Here is a 22,654-nt window from a genome sequence, read left to right as displayed (position 1 = left end):
CTTAATTTTTTTTACTTTATTTCTTTCAAAAATCATTTGTAAGCACACCTCACAGGTTTGTGAAACCTGTGAGGTGTAAAAGATTGATAATAATATTTTTTTACTCAAATAAATTCACAAACTAATTTTGTTTGGGTATATAAAAGAACTTCATCTTATAAACTATGAATTGAGCAAAAAGGTTGTATTTTCTTTAAGAAGAATGTTGAATTGCTTGGGTAATATCTGCGATGATGTCTTTGATATTTTCTAAACCTACGGAAATTCTGACCAAACCTGCTGTAATGCCTACTGCCTGCCTTTCTTCTTCTTTGAGTTTGGAGTGTGTCATAGAAGCGGGGTGAGTTGCCGTTGTTCTTACATCTCCTAAGTTTGCTGTTAATGAACACATTTTCAAGGCATCTAAAAACTTTTTGCCTTGCTCTAAACCTCCTTTGAGTTCAAAAGTTACTACTCCTCCGCCCAGACGCATTTGCCTTTTTGCCAAATCATGCTGAGGGTGTGAGGGCAAGAAAGGGTATTTGACTTTGCTAATCTGTGGCAGAGTTTCTAAGTAAGTAGCTAATTCTAAAGCATTTTGGCAATGCCTTTCCATGCGGACTGCCAAAGTTTCTAAGCTCTTAGAAAGCACCCACGCATTGAAAGGCGACATAGCAGGTCCCGTATGCCTTGCAAAAAAGCGAATTTGTTTGATGAGGTCTTTGTTTCCTAAAATAGCCCCGCCAATAGTTCTTCCTTGTCCGTCTATGAATTTGGTAGCAGAGTGGGTTACAATGTCTGCGCCATACTTAGCGGGAGTTTGCAAATAGGGAGTGGCGAAGCAATTATCCACATTCAAGATGAGCTTGTGTTTTTTTGTTAGCTTGCCTAACCATTCCAAATCTATAATGTCCAAAGCGGGATTAGAAGGAGTTTCCAAAAAAATCATTTTGGTATTGGGCTGGATAGCAGCTTCCCATTTTTCAGGCTCGGTAATATCCACATAAGTATGAGAAATCCCCCATTTAGGCAGTATCATGGTCAGAATCTGATGCGTAGAGCCAAAAACAGAACGCGAGGCAATGATGTGGTCGCCTGACTGAAGCAATGCCGCCATGCTCACAAACATTGCCGCCATGCCCGAAGCCGTCGCTATTCCGTCTTCTGTACCTTCTAAGAGGCATAGTTTTTCTATCAATTCGGAATTGTTGGGGTTGGAAAAGCGCGTATAAATGTTTCCTGCAATTTCATCAGCAAACAAAGCCCTGCCCTGCTCGGCAGACTCAAAAGTAAAACTTGACGTGAGGTAAAGAGGGACAGAGTGTTCTCTGAACTCGGTCTGCTCTACTTGGGTGCGAATGGCGTTAGTTTCAAAATTTTCGTAAGACATGATTAGATTGTTAGTTTATTCTAAAGTTTTGTTTTTTTGGCAAAACAGTTAATTTTGTTTAAAAACTATTTAAAGGTTTATTAGATTTGAGAGGTTTTTTTCTTAGTTCCTTGATTTTGAAGCACTATTGATGAAATCAAAGAATAAGCAACGCAAGTTATGCAAAAAATCTCAAAATGATGCTTCATAGGAGAATGATGCTGTAAATAAAATTTGTAATTTTCACGCTTTAAATAATCAAGCTAATTGTATGGTTTCCAAAACGTATGGTGCTTCTACTTATGGGGTTGATGCTTCTATTATTACTATCGAGGTCAATGTAATGCAAGGGACAAAGGTTTTCATGGTAGGTTTGGCTGATAGTGCAGTAAAAGAAAGTGAACAGCGTATTGAGTCCTCTTTGAAGCACTACGGCTATAAAATGCCAAGACAAAAAACTTTGGTGAACCTTGCCCCTGCTGATGTTCGCAAAGAAGGCTCTGCTTATGACCTACCTATTGCTTTGGGAATCTTAAAAGCCTCAGAACAAATCTTTTCAGAAGAATTAGAAAAGTACCTGATAATGGGGGAGTTGTCCTTAGACGGCGAGCTTAGACCTATCAAGGGTGTATTGCCTATTGCGATTGAGGCACGGAAGCGAGGATTCAAAGGTTTTGTACTGCCCAAAGATAATGCAAGCGAGGGAGCAATCGTCAATAATTTGGACATCATAGGGGTAAGCAATATCCAAGAGGCAATAGATTTTTTTGAGGGAAATTTAAAAATTACTCCTTTGGTAGCAAATACCAGAGATATTTTTTTTACTACTCAAAATGAATATGAAGCTGACTTTTCTAACGTGCAGGGGCAGGAAAATATCAAGCGTGCCTTAGAAATAGCAGCAGCGGGTGGGCATAATGTCATTATGATAGGACCTCCCGGCGCAGGAAAAACTATGCTTGCTAAACGATTACCCTCAATTTTACCGCCATTGACCTTGCACGAAGCCTTAGAAACGACCAAAATTCACTCTGTTGCGGGTAAATTAGGAAAAGCTATGGGACTAATTGCTCAAAGACCTTTTCGCTCCCCTCATCACACGATTAGCGATGTAGCCTTGGTTGGAGGCGGCGGTAATCCTCAACCCGGCGAAATTTCCTTAGCTCACAACGGCGTACTGTTTTTAGATGAACTACCTGAGTTTAAACGAACTGTGCTGGAGGTGATGCGACAGCCTTTGGAAGAGAGGAAAGTAACTATTTCCAGAGCAAAAATTTCCGTGGAGTTTCCTGCTAATTTTATGCTTATAGCCAGCATGAATCCTTGTCCTTGTGGCTATTACAACCATCCTGAGAAGGAATGTGTCTGCCCGCCCGGTGCAGTTCAGCGTTACCTCAACAAGATTTCGGGACCTCTTTTGGACAGGATAGACCTGCACATAGAAGTTACGCCTGTGTCCTTTGACCAAATGACTTCCAATAGACCCTCAGAAAGTAGTGAACAGATTAGGAAAAGAGTTATCAAAGCAAGGGAAATACAGACTGAGCGTTTTAAAAATCACAAAGGTATTTATTCCAATGCGATGATGCCCTCTCAGATGGTCAAAGATATATGCCAAATTAGTCAAGCAGGAAAAACCTTACTGAAAACTGCAATGGAAAAATTAGGACTCTCGGCACGTGCTTATGACCGTATTTTGAAAGTTGCTCGCACCATTGCAGACCTTGCAGGAAGTGAGGACATCAAAATAGAACACTTAGCCGAAGCTATCCAATTCCGTAGTTTGGACAGGGAAAATTGGGCGGGATAAAGTACTTACCCACCCAATTCTCCATAACTTGATTAGAATCGCAAAATGATGAATTACAAACTCTCTAACAAACTTGGCTCATTTTCTTGCTCTGCTACGCTTTCCTCTACCTTTCTTAATCTAACTCTCAAAGTAGTAATCCAAACCCCTAAGAGCGTCCAACCTACGACGGCAGGATAGAAAACTAAACGCAATCTTGAATCTAAATCATAGGCATTAAAACCGGGATTACCGCCATTGCCAGGGTGCAATGAATCGGTCAATCTTGGCAAAATATATATCAGAGGAATGTATGTAGCAAAAGCAAAAATGTTATAAATAGCACTGATTCGTCCTTTTTGCTGTCTATCCTCAAAGGAGTTTCGCAGAAGCAAGTAGGCAAAATAAATAAGCAAGGCAATAGCAGCAGCATTCTGCTTGGGGTCGCCACTCCAAGGACTGCCCCAAGTGAATTTTGCCCATTCCATTCCTGTCAGTATGCCTAATATGCCAAATACGATTGCCATGTTTGCAGATTCTACTGCCCAAGTATCATTGTTAAAAGAGGACTTTCTCAAATAACGAATAGAAAAAACAACAGAAACGGTAAGTAGAATCTGCATTCCAAACCACATAGGTACGTGAAAATGCAAATTTCTTATGGTTTCGTTTAGTATAGCTAAGCGGGGGGCTTCAAAAAGTAAACCTCCAATAATAGTATAAAAAAGCAAAACTACTGCTAAGATTTTCCACCAATTTTTAAATATAGTATTCATTTTCAAGGTCAATTAATCTTTAACCATTATCAATTTCAACTTCTTCTCCTCTTGCCTTTGCCCTTACCTTAGCCTCTAACTCTTCCATGAGTTCAGGATTATCTAAGAGAATAGTTTTTACCGCATCTCTGCCTTGTCCAAGTTTGTTAGTTTTATAAGAGAACCATGAACCAGATTTTTTGATAATTTCCATCTCACTGGCTAAGTCAATAATCTCACCTACTTTGGAAATGCCCTCGCCATAAATAATATCAAACTCAGCTTGCTTGAAAGGAGGGGCTACTTTGTTTTTTTGTACTTTTACTCTTGTTCTGCTACCTATCACATTTTCAGCACCTTCTTTGATAGCACTAATCCTGCGAATATCTAAGCGTACAGAGGAGTAGTACTTCAAAGCATTTCCTCCTGTGGTAGTTTCAGGGCTACCAAACATGACCCCAATCTTATCACGCAACTGATTGATAAATATGCAGCAGCAGTTAGTTTTGCTAATAGTTCCTGTGAGTTTTCGCAAAGCTTGCGACATCAAACGTGCCTGCAAACCCATTTTGCTATCGCCCATTTCGCCCTCTATCTCTGCTTTTGGAACAAGTGCCGCCACAGAGTCTATCACCAAAATATCTATAGCCCCAGAGCGAATCAAATGCTCGGCAATCTCCAAAGCCTGCTCGCCATTGTCAGGTTGTGAAACAAAAAGATTATCCAAATCTACTCCTAATTTTTCCGCATATACCTTGTCAAAAGCGTGTTCTGCATCTATAAAAGCCGCCAACCCGCCTGCCTTTTGAGCCTCAGCGATGCAGTGCAGCGTCAAAGTCGTTTTCCCTGAGGCTTCAGGTCCGTAAATCTCCACGATACGACCACGCGGCAAGCCACCTACGCCCAACGCAATATCCAAACCCAGCGAGCCTGTAGAGATACAAGGCACTTCTTCTACTTTATCGCCATTCAGTTTCATTACTGTTCCCTTGCCGTAGGTTTTATCCAACTTCGCAAGCGTTAGCTCGAGCATTTTTAATTTTTCAGATTTATCATCTACTGCTGCCATTTCCATTGTCTATTTTAAAGTTTAATAAAGTCTAATGCTGTTTTAAAGTTTCAAAGTTAAAAATTTGCTTCAAAAATAACTCACAAATATAAGTACTTTGTTTTGAAATTATGAAATTTATAATTGATTTTTTCAATAAATAAATAAAAATAGTAACAAATCTTTGATGTGTATGACTTTAAGTAAGCAGATTAAATCATAGATAAACATTTATACTCAATCAAAAGTGGTTTTGAAATTTTCTTTACTGCAAAGTCTCGGTTCTCTGACACTTCTTGTGTAAAACTTATGTAAGCATTGGACTTTAAGACTAACACAGTAGCTGTGCTATTTTTGTAGAAAATAATGAATATTATACCATATAAAACCGCGTAGCAGTGGCATATTTCACGCCTACAGCCTTGCTGTATATTAGTTGGGCTTATTCTTTTCTACCAAGATGACAGCCCTACGGGCTTAAAGTTAGATGTAGTATGGTTCATTGGCTAACTCTACAAAAAATGTAAGAGAACCAAAGTCCCTTTCTTAGCAAGAGAAAGGGATTGAAAAATCATTTTATTTTGAGTATAATTCTTATCCGTCAGTAATGTGCCTTGCCAATAAATAATTCTACCGATTAGAGTATGTTTAGAAAATAGCAAGCCATTTGTTGAAAAATACAAAAAGGGTGTTTTGAACGCCTCAGGCTTGGAATCTTGATAGAAAAATACTTCTTGAAAAGCCTCGTAGCGGCGAAATCTTGCCTTAAGATTTGGCGTTCTTGAGAAGCACTTTGCCTTCTTTTCTACAAAGATTTCGCACTTATGGAGGTTATCATTTTTCAATTTATTGAAAATCAATTTTTTATATTCTAAAATATACTCTTAGCACAGTTAAACCACTAAAAATTGACAAATCAAACTATAAATTAGAAAAAAATGGTAGATTTGTAATAGTTATAAACACCCCTAATTTCAAAACTTGCATTTCATCAATCCAAGTTTCTTTTTTGGCAATTTTTAGAATATAAAAAACTAAGTTTTATGGCTGAAATTAAACTCATTATCAACGAAAAAGAGCATACTGTTGATGTAGAGCCACAAATGCCACTCCTTTGGGTCATCAGGGACTTTGCTAACCTAACAGGCACAAAGTTTGGCTGTGGAATGTCGCAGTGTGGGGCTTGCACGGTGCATTTAGATGGCAAGCCTATCAGGTCTTGTACTTTTCCTGTGGTAGCTGTGCAAAAACAAAAAATTACGACCATTGAGGGAATTGCTATGGACAATTCGCACCCCGTTCAGAAAGCATGGATTGAGGAGCAGGTGCCTCAATGTGGTTACTGCCAGTCGGGTCAAATCATGTCTGCCATTGCCTTATTAGAAAAAAATCAGAACCCTACTGACGAAGACATCGATACTGCTATGGCAGGAAATCTCTGTCGCTGTGGTACTTATGGGCGAGTTCGCAAGGCTATCAAAAAAGCTGCAGAAGCGATGCGAAATAATCCTGCTTATCAGAAATCCAAAGCAAGCGGAGATAGCGGAAATAAATAAACGCATGAAACAAAATACAAATGAAAATGAAAAAGTGCTATCTATTTCTTTGGTTTGCGGTGCTTTTGCTATCAAGCCATGCCTATACTCAGAATATCAAACTAAAAGTATCTGATAATAAGCGATTTATCATAACAGATAAAGATAAGCCTTTTGTATGGGTAGGCGATACGGCTTGGGAGTTGTTCCACAAACTAAACCGAGAAGAAGCAACCGAATACCTCACTACCAGAGCCAAACAAGGTTTTACCGTCATTCAGGCAGTAGTATTAGCCGAACTTGACGGATTGCGCGTGCCTAATCCTTATGGAGAGATTCCTTTGCACGACTTTTCTCCTGAAAAACCCAATGAAAAGTATTTCGAGCATGTAGATTTCATCGTCAACAAGGCAGAAGAATTGGGTTTAGTAATAGGAATGTTACCCACTTGGGGAGATAAGTTGTATTCCTTGCACCCTGGCGCGGGTCCCGTAGTTTTTAATAGGAATAATGCGGCGGTTTTTGGAGAGTTTTTGGGCAAAAGATATGAAAACAAACCAATAGTTTGGATATTAGGCGGTGATAGAAATGTGGATAGTTTCGAGGTCTTAGAAATTTGGCGTGCTATGGCGGCAGGTTTGCGAAAAGGCGACAAAGGCAAGCACCTTATTAGCTTCCACCCAAGAGGAGGAGCAAGTTCGTCTTATAGCTTGCATAACGAGGATTGGCTGGATTTTAATATGTACCAAAGTGGTCATGCTTTTCGCTACAATAAAGTGTATCAATACGCTACCAATGACTACCTGCTCCGTCCTACTAAACCTTTTGTGGATGGTGAGCCTGCTTACGAAGACCTGTCCATAAGATTTTGGGAAGACACAGACTGGCAAGCAGCCTTAGCAGAAAACGGCATAGTCAAAGACATGAGCTATTTTAAAAAAGACTTTTTCACCGCTCACGATGTTCGGGTTCATGCTTATTGGGACTTTTTGTCAGGAGCTTGTGGCTATACTTATGGCAATAATGCGGTTTGGCAAATGTTTAAGAAAGGGAGTAAGCCTATTATTGCTTGCCTGACGGATTGGCGAGAAGCCTTAGACCGTCCAGGTGCCAATGATATGCAGCACGTAAGGAAACTGATGGAAGCAAGACCGGTTTCTAAAATAGTACCAGACCAGTCTTTGGTGTATGGTCTTAATGGTAATGACAGCACACACATCAGGGCGGCGGTAGCTTCTGATAACTCTTTTGCCTTAGCTTATCTGTCAGTAGGTCAGTCTATTACTGTAGTAATGAAAAAAATTGCAGATAAAAATGTGGTGGCTTGGTGGTACGACCCGCGAGAAGGGACATCAAGCAAAATAGGAGAATTTACTAATACAGGTTTGCAGACTTTTACCCCACCTTCTTTAGGTGAAGGGAATGATTGGGTACTGATTTTAGACAGTGTAACTAAAAAATATCCTAAGCCGTAAGAATTTTTTACAAAATCTATATGATTTAGAAAAAAACTAAAAAACGATTATAATGGAAACAAAAAATAAATATAAGAATAAGCAAAGTGTAGAGAAAAGCCCTAATGCTATTTCTCGTCGCTTTTTCTTGAAAACCGCAGGGGCAGGCTCAGCACTCTTAGCTATTGGTTTTCAAACTTTGGGTGGGGAACTAATGAAGTTCAAACCCACTGAATTTAACCCGCACCCACTTGTTTTGCTTGACGCAGAGGGCAAAATAACTATCATGGCACACAAGCAAGAAATCGGACAGGGTGTCTATCAGTCTTTACCTACTATTATTGCAGAGGAAATGAATTTTTCTTCTTTAGACCAAATTAACATCAAGTTGGCAAATACAGCCACTAAATACGGCGACCAAAGTGTAGGAGGAAGCTACTCTGTAAGAGGCTATTACACAGATTTGCGGAAAATTGGGGCGGGAGTAAGAGAAATGTTGGAAAAGGCGGCGGCAAACCGTTGGAAAACTACGCCCGAGAATTGCTATGCAGAAGATGGAAAAGTTTTTTTGAAAAGTGATAAATCTAAGTTTTTATCTTTCAAAGAATTAGCTGAGGAAGCAAGCAAGTTGGAAGTTCCCAAAGAACCTAAGCTCAAAGATGCCAAAGATTTCAAACTCATTGGCAAATCTTTACTACGCCCAGATATTCCTTTGAAAACCAACGGTTCTGCTATTTTTGGGATAGATTTCAAAGTAGAGGGAATGTTGTACGCTTCGGTGGAACACTGTCCTGTCTATCGTGGGAAAGTGAAAAGCGTAGATGACCGCAGGGCAAAAAACGTAAAAGGCGTAAAAGCAGTAGTGCAAGTAGAAAGAAATTTGTTTAAAAATTCATTCTTTGGCGTGGCAGTGGTTGCAGAAAACTACTATGCCGCAACCGAAGGCAGAAAGCAACTCAAAATAGAGTGGGATACCGCAGGTTACGACCAAATTAGCACAGAAAATAACTTAAAGCAGTTCAAGGCATTAGCTAAAACAGAAGGCACGGTTTATGAAAAAATTGGCGATTTTGATGCTACTTTCAACAATGCACCTACTAAGTTAGAAGCTGAGTACGAAACTTCCTTTGCCGCCCACGTTCCTTTAGAACCTATGAACTGCATAGCCCACGTAAAAGAGGGGGAATGTGAGATTTGGGTATCGACCCAAGTACCAAGCGACGTAAGAGAAACCGTAGCCAAAATGTTAGGTTTAGATGTTGAAAAAGTCAAAGTAAACCTTTCTTTTGTAGGTGGTGGCTTTGGTAGGAGACTCACAGCAGACTATGTAACCGAAGCAGTCAATATTTCCAAACAAGTAAAAGCCCCAGTAAAACTCATCTGGACAAGAGAAGATGACATTTCCCAAAGTCCCTTGCGCCCAGCTACTTACAGTATTTTGCAAGGTGCATTGGATAAAAATGGTAAGGCTATCGCTATTCACCATAAAGTAGTTGCTCCTTCTATAGGTTTTGAAAACTTCGGTGGAAAAGTAGGAGAAGAATTTGACAAAGGAGCATTGGAAGGTTTTGATAAAAGTGCCTATTCCATTCCCAACCAAAAAGTAAGCGGGGTTTACTTCAAAACTGACATTCCGCTGATTTGGTGGAGAGCAGTTTACTCTACTACTACCGCTTTTGCTCACGAAAGCTTTATAGATGAAATGGCAGTGAAAGCAGGAAAAGACCCCTTGCAGTTTCGCATAGACCTCATAGAAAAAGATGAACGCATGAAAAAAATGCTCATTTTCTTGGGCGGAAAAGCAGAGTGGAGCAAAGCTCTACCTCCTAATTGGGGCAAAGGTGTAGCTTGGTGGCAGTTTTTCGCAGGGCAGGCAGGGCATGTTGTATATGTTTCTAAGCAAAAAGACAATACGATAAAAATAGAAAAAGTAGTAGTAGCGATTGACTGCGGAACGGCAGTAAACCCTGACAACATAAAAGCACAAGTAGAAGGAGGAACGGTCATGGGCTTACGCGAAGCGGTAGCCAACGAAATTACCTTCAAAGGTGGGAAAGTAGAGCAAGGCAACTTTAACAATTACAAGCTATTGCGCATGAATGAAGTCCCTCCTATCGAGGTGTATATCGTTCCCAATAGCGAAGTTCCTCATGGAGTAGGCGAGCCGGGGCTTCCTCCTGTGGCTCCAGCTTTGGCAAATGCAATTTTCAACTTGACAGGAAAAAGGATTAGAAAGATTCCTTTTAAGTTGGAAGGGTAATCAGATTTTATGTCGGACCTAAGCCCTAAAGACTTTGAAAATCTTTAGGGCTTAGTATTTTGATTATAAAATAGTTATACTAATTTTGTCTGCTAACTAATTTCTTTTCAGTAGATTCGGAGAACAATGAATGTTCAGAAGATTTTTTTAGTTTACCTTCTTCTTTTAGTGTTTTTATCTTATGCCCTGCCCGACGGCTTCGCCCAAACTCGCCCCTCGCTTAACCCCAAAGTCAAACCTGCTGAGGCAGATTTAGATAATTTCATTCAATCGCTTTTTGCCGTTCAAGATGAGAATATTAACTACGAAGACGCTTATGAGGCTCTTTATCTGTATTTTGCCAATCCGCTCAATCTCAATACTGCTACTCGTGCCGAGCTTGCTTCGCTTTATATTCTTTCAGAGAATCAGCTCAATAGTTTTTTTAAGCACAGAGCAAAAAATGGAGAATTGCTTTCTATCTATGAGTTACAAGCCATAGAAGATTTTGACTTAGGGACTATCGCCAAGCTATTGCCTTTTGTAACTATTTCGGAAACTACTTTTCAGCAAGATAATCGCTCTCTACTCCAGAAAATTCTTGAAGAACCTAATAAGTTTTTGATTTATAGACACTCACGTACCTTAGAGCAAAAAGAAGGCTACAAGCCGCTTACCCCTGCCGATACGCTTTCTAATGGGAATTTTCGAACTCGCTACGCAGGCTCACCTGACCAAGTTTATGCTCGTTTTCGCATCAGTCATTCCAAAGATTTCAGCTTGGGCTTTACTTTGGAAAAAGATGCAGGAGAGCCTTTGGTTTGGAATCCTAATAAAAAGCAATATGGTTTTGATTTTATTTCTTATCATTTTGCTTTGTTCAATCGCGGGAAATTAAAAGCTTTAGCTTTGGGCGATTACCAGATTCAAATAGGGCAAGGACTCTTGCTTTCTGCGGGTTTTTACATAGGCAAGGGCGCAGAAACAGTAGCTACTGTCCGCAGAAGCAACTTAGGTATTAGACCTTATACCTCCGTCTTAGAAAGTGGCTTTTTTAGAGGGGGAGCGGTAGCCTACCAAGTGGGAAAATTTGAAGTAACTACTTTTTTATCAGCGACTAAGCAAGATGCCAATTTAGCCAGCGTAGGGGTAGATACGCTCAACGAAGCAGATGCCTTTACCAATGCTATCGTCAGAACGGGCTTGCATCGCACTCCCAGAGAAATCGCTTCAAAGAATCAGATTAATGAGTTTACCTTCGGCTCTGACCTCACCTATCGCAGTAAAAATCAAAACTTTGAAATTGGGATGACTGCTTTACAAACTAATTTTAGTGCGGCGATTTTACCTTTGGACAGGATATACAATCGCTTTGAATTTAGCGGGAAAAGTAACCACAATTTGGGCTTACATTACAATTATTTATGGCAAAATTTCAATTTTTTTGGGGAAATCGCAAGGTCAGCAAGCGGCGGCATAGGTGCGGTAAGTGGCTTTATTGCTACGCTGAGTTCCAAAGTAGAATGGGCGATGTTGTATAGGCGTTATGATAAAAACTTTCACAGCTTTTATGGCAATGCTTTTAGTGAAAATACACGGAACATAAATGAAAATGGAGTATATATGGGCTTGAAAATCAAGCCTAATCGCCGTTGGACTTTTGCTGCTTACTACGACTATTTTCGCTTTCCTTGGCTCAAATTCTTAGTAGATGCCCCTTCTAATGGATACGAGTTTTTATCGCGGATTTCTTACCAACCTGCTAAGACTATCTTGCTATATGCACAGTTCAGAGAGGAAACCAAAGGCAGGAACTTTGAAGGAAATACTGCTCGCATAGACTTTGTAAGCCCTTCTACCAAAAGGAATTACCAACTCAATGCAGATTTTAAAGCTACCGATTTTTTAGTGTTGCGTTCTCGCGTGCAGTGGAGTACCTATCAGCAGGAAGGAGGCTCACAAACAAGCGGTTATGCCATTATCCAAGACCTTACTTATGACAAAGCGAGGTGGAAGTTTAGCACTCGCTTTGCTATTTTTGATACAGATGACTTTGAAAACCGCCAATATGCTTTTGAGAAAAATGTACTATACGCCTTTTCCGTTCCTGCTTACAATGGCATAGGTTTTCGCAACTACTACCTTTTCCAATACAGCCTGAGCAGAAAAATCGACCTTTGGTTTCGCTATGCCTACACGACCTATCGCAACCAAAAATCTATCAGTTCAGGTTTAGAACGCATCACGGGCAATCAGAAAACAGATGTGCATTTTCAAGTGAGAATAAAGTTTTAATGAAAGTTTTTGCCGTAATGCGATAAGAAAAGTACAAATACTCGTAAATTTGCAACCTAAATGCGAATTAGAAAATATGGATACACACATTGCTATTGGTAGCGACCACGCAGGTTTTCAATATAAGGCAGAGATAATCAAGTTTTTAGAGGATAAGCAGTTTATAGTTAAAGATTTTGGCACTTACAGCGAAGCCTCTACGGATTATGCAGATTTTGCTCACCCTTTGGCAGAAAGCATAGCCAACAAGCAGTATGAGAAAGGAATTTTGATTTGTGGAAGTGGGAATGGGGTCGCCATAACTGCTAACAAACATGCAGGAGTACGCGCCGCACTTTGCTGGAGTGAGGAGATTGTAGCCCTTGCTCGTCAGCACAACAACGCTAATGTACTTTGCTTGCCTGCGCGCTTTATCTCTTTGGAAGAGGCAAAAAAATTTGTAGAAACTTTCTTAGATACCGCCTTTGAAGGAGGAAGACATGAAAGAAGGGTAGCCAAAATAGATGCTTGTGCTGTTGCCTAATTGCGAAAATACTGACTTATGCCACGCTTTATTTCTTTGACTATGCCTGCCCCTTCATAGACAAAGCCTGTATATATTTGGACTAAGTCTGCCCCTGCTTCTAACTTTTCTATGGCATCTTTGGCGGTAAAGATGCCCCCTACTCCTATGATGACAAAAGATTTGTCCAATTTTGACCTTAGAAATCGGATAATTTCTGTACTTCGCTGTTTCAGGGGTTTACCACTAAGTCCACCTGCTCCGATAGCTTCTATTTTTGCTTGTTGTGTGTGCAAATTTTCTCTGCTAATTGTGGTATTTGTGGCTACAATTCCTTCTATTCCTGTTTCTTTTACTATTTCCACGATGTCGTGGAGTTGGCTATCATTCAAGTCAGGAGCTATTTTGAGTAAAATAGGCTTAGGCTTCGCTTTTTGTTGATTTTTTTCTTTGAGTGTTTTCAATAGATGCTTTAATGGCTCTTTGTCTTGTAACTCTCTCAAATTAGGCGTATTAGGCGAACTTACATTGACGACAAAATAATCTACGAAATCATGTAATGCTTCAAAAGCCATTTCATAATCTTGAATTGCTTGTTCATTGGGGGTAGTTTTATTTTTGCCAATATTTCCCCCTACAATCACTTGGGAGGTTCTTTTTCGCAGCCTTTCTACTATTTTTTCTACTCCTTCATTATTAAAGCCCATACGATTGATAATCGCCTCATCTTCTAATAGCCTGAATAAACGTGGCTTAGGATTACCTTCCTGAGCCTTTGGCGTAACCGTACCTATTTCTACAAAGCCAAAGCCCAAACTGTCAAAAGTTTCTACGAGTTCTGCATTTTTATCAAAACCCGCCGCTAAGCCGATGGGGTTCTTAAATCTCAAACCCAGAAGATTTCTTTCTAAGGTGGGACTTTCAAAATAATATAACCACTTCACAATGTTTTTAGTAAAAGGTATCTGAAAGAGGATTTTTAGTAGCTGGAATGTCAATCTGTGTGCGGTTTCTGCACTTAGTAAAAATAAAATTGGGCGAAAGATATGCTGATACATGAATGCTTAGTTTTATAAATGCTTTTTCCTCCTGCAAAAGTAAAAAATAACTTGCTAAGAAATACAAATTATTTACCTATCCAGTCTTTATTAGCCAAATACCATTCTACACAGTTTTTTATTCCTGTCCTAAAATCTACTTGGGGTTGCCATGCTAATATTTTTTTTGCCTTATCAATGTTTGCCCAAGTAGCTCTCATGTCCGAATTTAGAAAATCTTGATACACAACTTCCGCTTTTTTCCCTAAATATTCCTCTATGAGTTGTATCATGTAATTGAGTGTATAAGTGCCATTGCCTCCTCCAAGGTTAAAAATATCATAGCCGACATTTTTCAAGGCTTTGACCGTACCATTAGCAATGTCTTCTATGTAAGAAAAATCGCGAAACTGCGTCCCATCCCCATGGATAATCACTGGCTTTCCTTCATCTATCCATTGGATAAAGCGAAAATAACTCATGTCAGGTCTGCCCGCAGGTCCGTAAACAGTAAAATAACGCAAAATAGAAACGTCTATACCATACAAAGAATGATAGGTATAGCACATCATTTCCGAAGCCCTTTTGGTGGTAGCATAGAGAGAAATAGGAGTTTCTACAGATGAACTTTCATGAAAGGGAACTTCTAAACCTGAGTACACCGAAGAGGTAGAGGCAAAAACAAGTTTTTTGACTTTGTACTTTTGCATCATTTCTAAGATATTCAATGTTCCCTGTATATTAGTATGAAAATAGGTATGTGGGTGGATTATGCTTTCTCTTACACCTACCTTGGCAGCCAAGTGAATGACTGCGTCAAACTGATGTTGGGCAAATAATTCTTCTAACTTTTTTGCGTCTTGAATATCTATACGATGAAAGGAAAAATTATCGTGTTCTTTAAGCTGACTAAGTCTAAACTCTTGCAAAGTGCGATTTTCACTGTTATTCATACTATCTAACCCAATTACTTGACATTGATTGCTAAGTAATATTTTTGCTGTACGCTGCCCTATAAACCCAGCTACCCCTGTAACCAAAATAGTTCTACTCTCCATTAATAAAAATGCAATAAGTAAAAGTGATAAAATTTATGAGAAAAATACAATTTTTTGTTTATTGTATAATGATTGAAAGAGAGGGGGTAATTATTAATTGATTGAAAATCAAATAGTTAGATAGAAGGAATTAGTAGCATAAAAATAAAATAGAACTTGCACTAATTTTATTCATAAAAAAGTGCAATTACAGCTATTCATTTACAATATTAACAAATTTAGTTCCAAAAAATCACTTACGGTGGCAAAATACCTATTAACTAACAGAAGCAAATCTTTTGGCTACTTCGTCCCAATTCACTATTTGCCAAAAAGCATTGATATAGTCTGCTCTTTTGTTTTGGTATTTGAGGTAGTAAGCATGTTCCCAGACATCTAAGCCCAGTATAGGTGTTCCTACTTGTTTGACTATCTGGCTCATCAGAGGATTATCTTGGTTGGGAGTATTAGAAATAAAAAGTTTTTTATCCTTCCCCACACAGAGCCAAGTCCAGCCTGACCCAAACACTGCTTTTGCAGCATCACTAAAATTTGTCTTAAAACTATCCAAAGAACCAAAAGTAGCATTAATAGCCTCAGCCAATTTACCTGACGGAGCGGTAGATTTGGGGGACAGGATACTCCAAAACAAAGAGTGGTTATAATGCCCTCCTCCATTGTTGCGAATGGCTGCATCTTTTTCTGTGATTGCAGGCAGGATTTCCTCTATTTTTTTTCCGAAAAAAGTAGTATTCTGCACCGCTTCATTTAGTTTTTGCACATAAGTAGCATGATGCCTACCGTAATGAATCTCCATCGTCATCTTATCGATGTGTGGCTCAAGAGCTTCTGTCGGGTAGGGCAGTGGCAAAAGAGAAAATTCTTTGCTATTAGAAATCTTTGATTTAGCAGTACTACAAGCTACCAAAGGCTCTACCAGCGTTGCCGCAGCAAGAATACTGCTTGTTTTTAAAAAAGTTCGCTTATCCATATTAGTAAACTCAATATTTCGCAAGAATAGTAGATTAACTCTTAAAACTATCAATATAGAATTTAAAAATAAGTATTTTGTTCCATAAAATAAAAAAAATGTCATTAGATAGCATAAAATTTGCCCAACTATCGTTAGGAGTATAAACTAACCCCCTAAGCCATGGCACTCACTAAAAACAATGATTTTACGAAGCTACTTCCCAAACATACCTTCCTCTTTCTTGCTACTGTCTGCGTAGCATTGTGTTTTATTTATGCTAAAGCTGATAATAAAAATGATTTTGATGTTTTCTTAGATGCTGCGGTAAGATTGCAGAGGTTAGAAAATATATACCAACCTCCTTTTATTTATAATTTACAATACTTTTATAGCCCATTGTTCGCACTTTTGCTTATTCCTTTCTCTTATTTTTCTTTTAAAACCATAGGTGTTATTTGGCTACTCCTTAATACGTTTTTGCTTTTGCGAACATGGAATATTTTTGAGTATTATTTAGATAAGACTAAACTCTCTCCAAAAGGTCATCTTGTGTTGATTATTCTTTCTTTTGCTGTGGTATCCAGATTTATTTTTTTTAATTATGAGCGAGTGCAAATGACTATCTTTCTTCTTTGGGCAATGATGGAGTCCTCCTATCAAATTTTTCAAGGCAGAAAATTAGCGGGGGCTTTACTACTTGCTTTTGCTATTAATATTAAAGTTTTGCCTCTGGTGATGATTCCTTACTTGGTGTATAGAGCAGAGTTTAAGGCAAGTATTTACACTTTTTCGGCTTTGCTGACCTATCTGTTTGTTCCTGCACTTATCTTGGGTTGGGAGTATAATCTATTTCTGCTCAAAGAGTGGTGGGCTATTATCAATCCTACCCAGCCTACCCACATCATAGAAGATGACTTGGGAGCTTATGGATTAGTGCCTGCTTTATCTACACTTTTGATAGAAACAGAGCCTCTCTTTGCCATCAAACGCAACCTGTTTTCTTTGGAATACGAGCAGGTGTATTGGATTATCAACGCTTTTAGAATAGTGCTTATCTTATTAACCTTATATTTTTTAAGAACGCTCCCTTTCAAAAAAGCAAGTTCACGATTACACTTATTTTACGAACTTAGCTACATCTGCCTCATTATCCCTCTGATATTCCCTCATCAGCGCAGGTATTCTTTTTATTTTATTTTTCCTGCGGTTACTTACCTCATCTATTTTTTGCTTGTCAATTATGATAAGTACTTCCCTCGCTTACGGCAGTACAGCAAATTTATTGGGCTAATAATTACATTCGTAATCAGTACTACATTCCTCATATTCATCAGAAGAAGGGTGTTAGGCAGTGAAACTATAACCTTAATGATATATTTTCATATTATTACTTGGGCAACTTTGTTGCTTATTCCTGCCTTGCTTTTTGCCAATCCTAATTCCTTAATGCCGCCTATTATTGTCAAAAACTCCTCACCACCAATAGGTATGAAGAAACATGATTTAGTTTCTACATAAGTCTAAACTTACCTTATCGATATTCAAAAGATAACTTTGGTTAGCAAGGCAGTTCCTTCACTCCAGCATAAGGCATAAACTTAGTCATATTGGGATAGATAATTTTTCCCTTTTCAAATAGTGCATAGTACGAGCCAAACTGCTACCTTGCTTTTTTTCAAACTTTTTTGTAACATCTTGAATATCAGAAAAAAGCAATCGCAATTTAGTCATTTACTGTCGAGATAAGCATCGTATTCCTCATTGCTAAATGCGGCAGGCGATTCTATGTGTACTGGGTTTTTCTTCCCGTTAAATATCAGATAGGTCAGATAAGGATTATCAGTTGTATAGACAAAAGTACTTCCATCTTTTTTAATAAACTTTATTTTTTTGCTCTCAGTATGTATGGTTTTCAATCCTTTACCTTCGCAATAATCCATAATAAGCATCTGATAATAACCTGTATCATCTCCTACTACTTCCTGCTCCTCCTCACTTAGATTTTCCTCTTCCTTTGCTTTCTCTTCGGGGGTTGGCTCTATGATGACCAAAGCAGGTTCGCTCACAATGAAACCCTCAAAATCATCGTTCTCGGCTGCATTTATTACAGTTGCCGCACTGTCGTTTGTTGATACTTCGGCAGAGCTACTTGTACTTTTTTCCTTGCAGGCATAGACATAAAAGCATAAAAAGCATAACATAACATAAAGTAAGGATAGAAAATTATTTTGAGTATTCATAAATTTAATAGATTAGGTGTATTAAAAATTATGTACTTGCTTAAACAAAGTTAGCAAAAATAATCAAATATAAAAATAGAACTCCTAATAATCAAGAGTTCTACTTCAATTTGAAAACTAAACTAACAAACAAATTTCTATACCGTAAACTGCGCTTTTCTACTTTTGTTTAAGAGTGGGTAATAGATAGGTATATTTAAAATCTATCATAAGCAAAAAAACAAGGTAGTTTGTAAAAAATCAAAATTTTCACTTAGCTTTGAAAACTGTAAAAAGAAAGTTTAGAAAATGAAAACTACCCTCAAAGTCATAGCAACACTTTTATTTGTCCTCCTATTAGCAGGTGCCGTTTTGTATGGGTATTTGCTCACGCTCAAGCCTCAAATGGAAGGCAAAATTGCATTAAAAAATCTGCAAGATTCTGTCAATGTGCATTTTGACGAGTATGGTATTCCTCATATCTATGCTCAAACCGAAACTGATGCTTACCGAGCTTTGGGCTACTTACATGCTCAGGAAAGACTTTTCCAAATGGAGATGATTCGCAGAGTAGCTTCGGGAAGATTGTCAGAAATCTTAGGCAAGGACTTTATACAAACAGACAAGTTTTTTCGCACTTTGGGTATCAATCAGTTTGCAGAAAAATCCGCAGAAACTTACTTAAAAACCGATGCTCTCCCTTACCAAAAAGCTACTCTTGCTTACTTAGACGGCATCAATCAATTCGTAGAAAGTGGAAAAACACCCATAGAGTTTACCATATTAAGTATTCCCAAAGAAAAATTCACCCCCAAAGATTGTTACTTAGTTACCGCTTACATGGCTTTTGGCTTCGCTCAGGCATTTATCACTGACCCACTTATTACCAAAATCTATGAAAAATTAGGAGAAGATTATTATAATGATTTGTTGGTTCACTCAGACAGCACTATTCTCAAAATTCCTGTTATGCAAAGCAAAGGCGTAAAATTAGACTCTCAGCAATACACACTCAAAAGCAAAGCATTGAAAAATGAACCTCAACTTGGAGAGTTAGCTGCTTTAACTGCTCAGATAACTGACTTACTGCCTATTCCTCTTTTGCATGGGAGTAACTCATGGATAATCAGTGGAGCAAAATCCAAATCAGGCAAGCCCTTGCTTTCCAATGATGCTCATATTGGCTATTCGCAACCTGCAGTTTGGTTCGAGGCACATTTGGAATATCCCAACATGAGTTTTTACGGCAATTTTCTGGCAGGTTTCCCTTTTGGAATCATAGGACATCATCGCACTGCTGGCTGGGGGCTGACCATGTTCGAGAACGATGACATAGATTTTTATAGAGAAAAAACTAACCCTGAGCGAGCAGACCAAGTCTGGTACAAAGACAATTGGATAGATTTAGAGGTACGCAATGAAGTAATTAAAGTAAAAAGTGAAGATGATGTAAAGTTTCAAGTGCGTTCTTCTAAGCATGGGGCCATTATTAACGATGTCATCAAAGAAGTTGAAGAACTCAATCCCGCCCCTGTAGCAGTTTGGTGGACTATGCTTCAAAACCCAACTAATGCCCTGCAAGCTATTTATAAACTCATGCACTCACAAAGCCTAAGCGAAGCCCAAAAGGCAGTAAGCCTCATAGATGCGCCAGGACTAAACGTAATGTATGCTAACCAAAACGGCGATATTGCTTGGTGGGCGGCGGCAAAGCTACCCAAGCGACCTACTCACGTCAATTCTGCACTAATTTTAGATGGTGCGAGTGGCAAAGACGAGGCGAATGACTATCACCATTTTGTCGAGAACCCTCAAAATATCAATCCAAGCCAAGGTTACTTATACTCTGCTAATAATCAGCCTGAAATGGTCAATGGGGTGCTTTACCCAGGTTACTACCTTACTGACGACAGGGCGAGGCGAATCGTACAATTACTGGAAAGTCGTAGCGAAAAATGGGACATGAAAGCCTTAGAAGAAGCTATTAATGATGTAACTTCTGCTTCTGCCTATGAGCAAATCAAGTTGTTTTTCAATATCATAGAAAGCAACGAGCCTGCTCAAACACCACTTTTCCAGCACGAAGCTATACAAATACTAAAAAAATGGAAAGGTAACTACGATAAAGAAGAAATTGCCCCAACGATTTATGCAAAGTGGCTGTATTTCATCACAGAAGGAATCTTCTTAGATGAATTAGGAGAAAGAGATTTTAATACTTTGCAAAGAACTCACTTATTGCTTTTTACTCTCCCTAAGATTTTCAACAATCCTAATTCTGTTTGGTGGGACAACGTTAAGAGCAAAGAAAGCAAAGAAAGCAGAAAAGAAATCTTGATACAGGCATTTAATAATGCCATAAGAACCCTTGAAAGCCAATTAGATACAGATATTAGTGATTGGCAGTGGGGCGAGGTACACCTTTTAGAACATGAGCATCCTCTGGGTAGGCAGAAACCATTGAACTACCTTTTCAATGTAGGTGCTTTTAGTATTAATGGAGGTTTTGAAGTCATCAACAATGTCAAGTCTATACTTCGCAAAGAGAAAATTCAAAAAGTAACCGCAGGTCCTTCCAAACGTATTTTGATTGACTTTGCAGACATAGAAAATGCCCAAAGTGTACTCCCTACAGGACAGTCGGGCTATTTTTTGAGCAAGCACTACGACGACCAAGCTCCCCTATACAATGAAGGCAAGTTCCGCAAAATGCTCATGAATGAAAAAGAAATCTTATCAAGAAAACAAAGTACACTTATATTTGAAAAGGCTACAGAAAAATAGCAATTTAAAAATCTAAGGACAGAGCATTTCTTGCATATACTAACTTATTTTGCTAATTTTGTAATTCATTTGATAACACAGAGGTAAGTACTTTTACTAATCGCTGTTTTTCAAATGCTTGAGATTTTATTAATTTTTATCGTTCAAATAATTAATTTGATAAAAACCTAAAAAACTTTTTCTTTACTAATCAACTTTCTTCATGTCATTAATTAAATCTATCTCTGGTATTAGAGGTACACTTGGGGGTAAAGTAGGCGATGCCCTTACTCCTATTGATATTGTCAAATTTACTTCTGCGTTTGGGAGTTGGGTCTTACAAACCAGCAAAATTGAAAAGATAGTCATAGGCAGAGATGCCCGCCAATCAGGAGAAATGGTAAGCAATTTAGTTGCTGGTACATTGCAAGGACTGGGAATAGATGTAGTTGATTTGGGGTTGGCAAGTACACCTACTGTAGAGATGGCGGTAGTCATGGAAGAAGCAGGCGGGGGTATCATCATTAGCGCAAGTCATAATCCCGTGCAGTGGAACGCCTTGAAATTTGTCAATGCCCAAGGAGAGTTTCTCAGTGCAGAAGACGGAGAAAAAATATTAGAAATAGCAGAAAAAGAGGATTTCGAGTTTGCAAAAGTAGGCGCGTTGGGGAAATATAGGAAAGATGATACTTATTTGCAAAAACACATTGAGGCTATATTAAAATTGCCTTTGGTCGACAAAGCTGCCATAGAGCAAAGAGATTTTTATATTGTAGTTGATGCTGTAAATTCTGTAGGAGGAATTGCCATTCCTGCATTGCTAAAAGCGTTGGGTGTCAAAAAAATACACGAACTCTTTTGCGAACCCAATGGACAGTTCCCTCACAACCCAGAGCCTCTTCCTGAGCATTTGAACCTGATTTGTTCGGAAATCGAGGACGGAGATTATGATTTAGGCATTGTGGTCGACCCAGATGCAGACCGCTTAGCATTTATTTGTGAAGATGGTACGCCCTTTGGCGAAGAATACACTTTGGTTTCGGTAGCGGACTATGTACTCCAAAATAAAACAGGTAATACAGTTTCCAATCTATCCTCTACCAGAGCCTTGCAAGATGTTACTCTAAAAAGAGGAGGAAACTACATCGCTGCCGCAGTAGGCGAAGTAAATGTAGTAACCGCAATGAAAGCTAACAGTGCTGTCATAGGAGGCGAAGGCAACGGCGGGATAATCCTACCCGAACTTCATTACGGCAGAGATGCCTTGGTTGGCGTTGCCTTATTCCTTACTTACTTGGCTAAGTCAGGCAAATCTGCCAAAATGTTAAGGGCAACTTATCCCAGTTACCATATTTCTAAAAACAAAATAGAACTTACTCCTGACATCAACGTAGATTTGATTTTAGAAAAAATCAAAGAACGTTACCAAAAACAGCCCATTAACTCCATAGACGGAGTAAAAATAGAGTTTGAAAGAGAGTGGGTTCACTTGCGAAAGTCTAATACCGAACCTATTATTCGCATCTATGCCGAATCTGAATCCCAAGTTACCGCAGATGCTTTGGCAAGGAAAATCATTATGGACATCAAGGAAGTTATTACAGAAAAGTAGAAAGATGAATAGTAGTGGTGAGAAACATAGTAATACAAAACAACAAAT

Annotated in this window: 17 protein-coding genes; 9 read left to right on the top strand and 8 right to left on the bottom strand. The window is 38.8% G+C overall.

What is annotated here, in order from left to right; translation table 11 throughout:
* Positions 1-193: 193 nt before the first annotated feature.
* Positions 194-1,369 (bottom strand): O-succinylhomoserine sulfhydrylase, encoded by a 1,176-nt coding sequence (locus tag BM141_RS11670; protein ID WP_091545446.1) that lies wholly within the window; start codon positions 1,367-1,369, stop codon positions 194-196.
* Between the two features lie 250 nt (positions 1,370-1,619).
* Between BM141_RS11670 and BM141_RS11665 the strand changes: the two genes are divergently transcribed.
* Positions 1,620-3,158: a YifB family Mg chelatase-like AAA ATPase gene (locus tag BM141_RS11665; protein WP_091545443.1), complete on the top strand. Its 1,539-nt coding sequence runs from the start codon at positions 1,620-1,622 to the stop codon at positions 3,156-3,158.
* 53 nt (positions 3,159-3,211) lie between these two features.
* Here BM141_RS11665 and ccsA read toward each other — a convergent pair whose 3' ends face one another.
* The 3 genes from ccsA to BM141_RS11650 all read right to left on the bottom strand — a co-directional run bounded on the left by ccsA (position 3,212) and on the right by BM141_RS11650 (position 5,800).
* Positions 3,212-3,904, bottom strand: coding sequence for a cytochrome c biogenesis protein CcsA (gene ccsA, locus BM141_RS11660; protein WP_091545516.1), 693 nt, complete (start codon positions 3,902-3,904; stop codon positions 3,212-3,214).
* 28 nt (positions 3,905-3,932) lie between these two features.
* Positions 3,933-4,961: a recombinase RecA gene (gene recA, locus BM141_RS11655; protein WP_091545514.1), complete on the bottom strand. Its 1,029-nt coding sequence runs from the start codon at positions 4,959-4,961 to the stop codon at positions 3,933-3,935.
* 491 nt (positions 4,962-5,452) lie between these two features.
* The gene (locus BM141_RS11650) at positions 5,453-5,800 is read right to left on the bottom strand and encodes a hypothetical protein (protein WP_091545441.1); all 348 of its coding nucleotides are present in this window, start codon (positions 5,798-5,800) and stop codon (positions 5,453-5,455) included.
* Positions 5,801-5,983: 183 nt separating this feature from the next.
* Between BM141_RS11650 and BM141_RS11645 the strand changes: the two genes are divergently transcribed.
* From BM141_RS11645 to rpiB, 5 genes are all read left to right on the top strand, one after another.
* Positions 5,984-6,496 carry a (2Fe-2S)-binding protein gene (locus BM141_RS11645; protein WP_091545439.1) on the top strand — a complete coding sequence of 171 codons (513 nt, stop codon included), beginning with the start codon at positions 5,984-5,986 and terminating at the stop codon, positions 6,494-6,496.
* A gap of 26 nt (positions 6,497-6,522) precedes the next feature.
* Positions 6,523-7,950, top strand: coding sequence for a glycoside hydrolase family 140 protein (locus tag BM141_RS11640; RefSeq protein ID WP_091545511.1), 1,428 nt, complete (start codon positions 6,523-6,525; stop codon positions 7,948-7,950).
* 52 nt (positions 7,951-8,002) lie between these two features.
* Positions 8,003-10,189, top strand: coding sequence for a xanthine dehydrogenase family protein molybdopterin-binding subunit (locus BM141_RS11635; protein WP_091545436.1), 2,187 nt, complete (start codon positions 8,003-8,005; stop codon positions 10,187-10,189).
* A 168-nt stretch (positions 10,190-10,357) separates the two neighbouring features.
* Positions 10,358-12,463, top strand: a complete 2,106-nt coding sequence (locus BM141_RS11630) for a ComEA family DNA-binding protein (RefSeq protein WP_177217357.1) — start codon at positions 10,358-10,360, stop codon at positions 12,461-12,463.
* 76 nt (positions 12,464-12,539) lie between these two features.
* Entirely contained in the window at positions 12,540-12,986 is a 447-nt protein-coding gene (gene rpiB, locus BM141_RS11625) for a ribose 5-phosphate isomerase B (RefSeq protein ID WP_091545432.1), read from the top strand.
* On the opposite strand, the gene BM141_RS11620 is transcribed toward rpiB, so the two are convergent.
* The 3 genes from BM141_RS11620 to BM141_RS11610 form a co-directional block, all read right to left on the bottom strand.
* A complete protein-coding gene (locus tag BM141_RS11620) occupies positions 12,983-14,023 on the bottom strand; it encodes a quinone-dependent dihydroorotate dehydrogenase (protein ID WP_091545430.1) in 1,041 nt (346 codons plus the stop codon). The genes rpiB and BM141_RS11620 overlap by 4 nt on opposite strands.
* A gap of 68 nt (positions 14,024-14,091) precedes the next feature.
* Positions 14,092-15,060 (bottom strand): SDR family NAD(P)-dependent oxidoreductase, encoded by a 969-nt coding sequence (locus tag BM141_RS11615; protein WP_091545427.1) that lies wholly within the window; start codon positions 15,058-15,060, stop codon positions 14,092-14,094.
* 256 nt (positions 15,061-15,316) lie between these two features.
* The gene (locus BM141_RS11610) at positions 15,317-16,030 is read right to left on the bottom strand and encodes a superoxide dismutase (RefSeq protein WP_091545422.1); all 714 of its coding nucleotides are present in this window, start codon (positions 16,028-16,030) and stop codon (positions 15,317-15,319) included.
* 162 nt (positions 16,031-16,192) lie between these two features.
* Between BM141_RS11610 and BM141_RS11605 the strand changes: the two genes are divergently transcribed.
* A complete protein-coding gene (locus BM141_RS11605) occupies positions 16,193-17,530 on the top strand; it encodes a glycosyltransferase 87 family protein (protein WP_091545419.1) in 1,338 nt (445 codons plus the stop codon).
* Between the two features lie 209 nt (positions 17,531-17,739).
* On the opposite strand, the gene BM141_RS11600 is transcribed toward BM141_RS11605, so the two are convergent.
* Complete coding sequence (locus BM141_RS11600) at positions 17,740-18,252, bottom strand: hypothetical protein (protein ID WP_143090903.1); 513 nt, start codon at positions 18,250-18,252, stop codon at positions 17,740-17,742.
* Positions 18,253-18,540: 288 nt separating this feature from the next.
* Here BM141_RS11600 and BM141_RS11595 point away from each other — a divergent pair, with 288 nt between their 5' ends.
* Both BM141_RS11595 and glmM read left to right on the top strand, forming a co-directional pair.
* Positions 18,541-21,015: a penicillin acylase family protein gene (locus tag BM141_RS11595; protein ID WP_091545414.1), complete on the top strand. Its 2,475-nt coding sequence runs from the start codon at positions 18,541-18,543 to the stop codon at positions 21,013-21,015.
* A 202-nt stretch (positions 21,016-21,217) separates the two neighbouring features.
* Positions 21,218-22,606, top strand: a complete 1,389-nt coding sequence (glmM, locus tag BM141_RS11590; protein WP_091545412.1) for a phosphoglucosamine mutase — start codon at positions 21,218-21,220, stop codon at positions 22,604-22,606.
* Positions 22,607-22,654 lie beyond the last annotated feature (48 nt).

Source organism: Thermoflexibacter ruber, from assembly GCF_900113045.1.
Classification (GTDB): domain Bacteria; phylum Bacteroidota; class Bacteroidia; order Cytophagales; family Thermoflexibacteraceae; genus Thermoflexibacter; species Thermoflexibacter ruber.
This window is presented reverse-complemented; position numbering and strand designations above follow the sequence as displayed.

Excerpts from the sequence above, each read along its gene's own strand:
- BM141_RS11670 (WP_091545446.1), bottom strand. The coding sequence starts at position 1,369 with ATGTCTTACGAAAATTTTGAAACTAACGCCATTCGCACCCAAGTAGAG.
- BM141_RS11665 (WP_091545443.1), top strand. The coding sequence starts at position 1,620 with ATGGTTTCCAAAACGTATGGTGCTTCTACTTATGGGGTTGATGCTTCT.
- recA (WP_091545514.1), bottom strand. The coding sequence starts at position 4,961 with ATGGCAGCAGTAGATGATAAATCTGAAAAATTAAAAATGCTCGAGCTA.
- BM141_RS11645 (WP_091545439.1), top strand. The coding sequence starts at position 5,984 with ATGGCTGAAATTAAACTCATTATCAACGAAAAAGAGCATACTGTTGAT.
- BM141_RS11640 (WP_091545511.1), top strand. The coding sequence starts at position 6,523 with ATGAAAAAGTGCTATCTATTTCTTTGGTTTGCGGTGCTTTTGCTATCA.
- BM141_RS11635 (WP_091545436.1), top strand. The coding sequence starts at position 8,003 with ATGGAAACAAAAAATAAATATAAGAATAAGCAAAGTGTAGAGAAAAGC.
- rpiB (WP_091545432.1), top strand. The coding sequence starts at position 12,540 with ATGGATACACACATTGCTATTGGTAGCGACCACGCAGGTTTTCAATAT.
- BM141_RS11620 (WP_091545430.1), bottom strand. The coding sequence starts at position 14,023 with ATGTATCAGCATATCTTTCGCCCAATTTTATTTTTACTAAGTGCAGAA.
- BM141_RS11615 (WP_091545427.1), bottom strand. The coding sequence starts at position 15,060 with ATGGAGAGTAGAACTATTTTGGTTACAGGGGTAGCTGGGTTTATAGGG.
- BM141_RS11610 (WP_091545422.1), bottom strand. The coding sequence starts at position 16,030 with ATGGATAAGCGAACTTTTTTAAAAACAAGCAGTATTCTTGCTGCGGCA.
- BM141_RS11605 (WP_091545419.1), top strand. The coding sequence starts at position 16,193 with ATGGCACTCACTAAAAACAATGATTTTACGAAGCTACTTCCCAAACAT.
- BM141_RS11600 (WP_143090903.1), bottom strand. The coding sequence starts at position 18,252 with ATGAATACTCAAAATAATTTTCTATCCTTACTTTATGTTATGTTATGC.
- BM141_RS11595 (WP_091545414.1), top strand. The coding sequence starts at position 18,541 with ATGAAAACTACCCTCAAAGTCATAGCAACACTTTTATTTGTCCTCCTA.
- glmM (WP_091545412.1), top strand. The coding sequence starts at position 21,218 with ATGTCATTAATTAAATCTATCTCTGGTATTAGAGGTACACTTGGGGGT.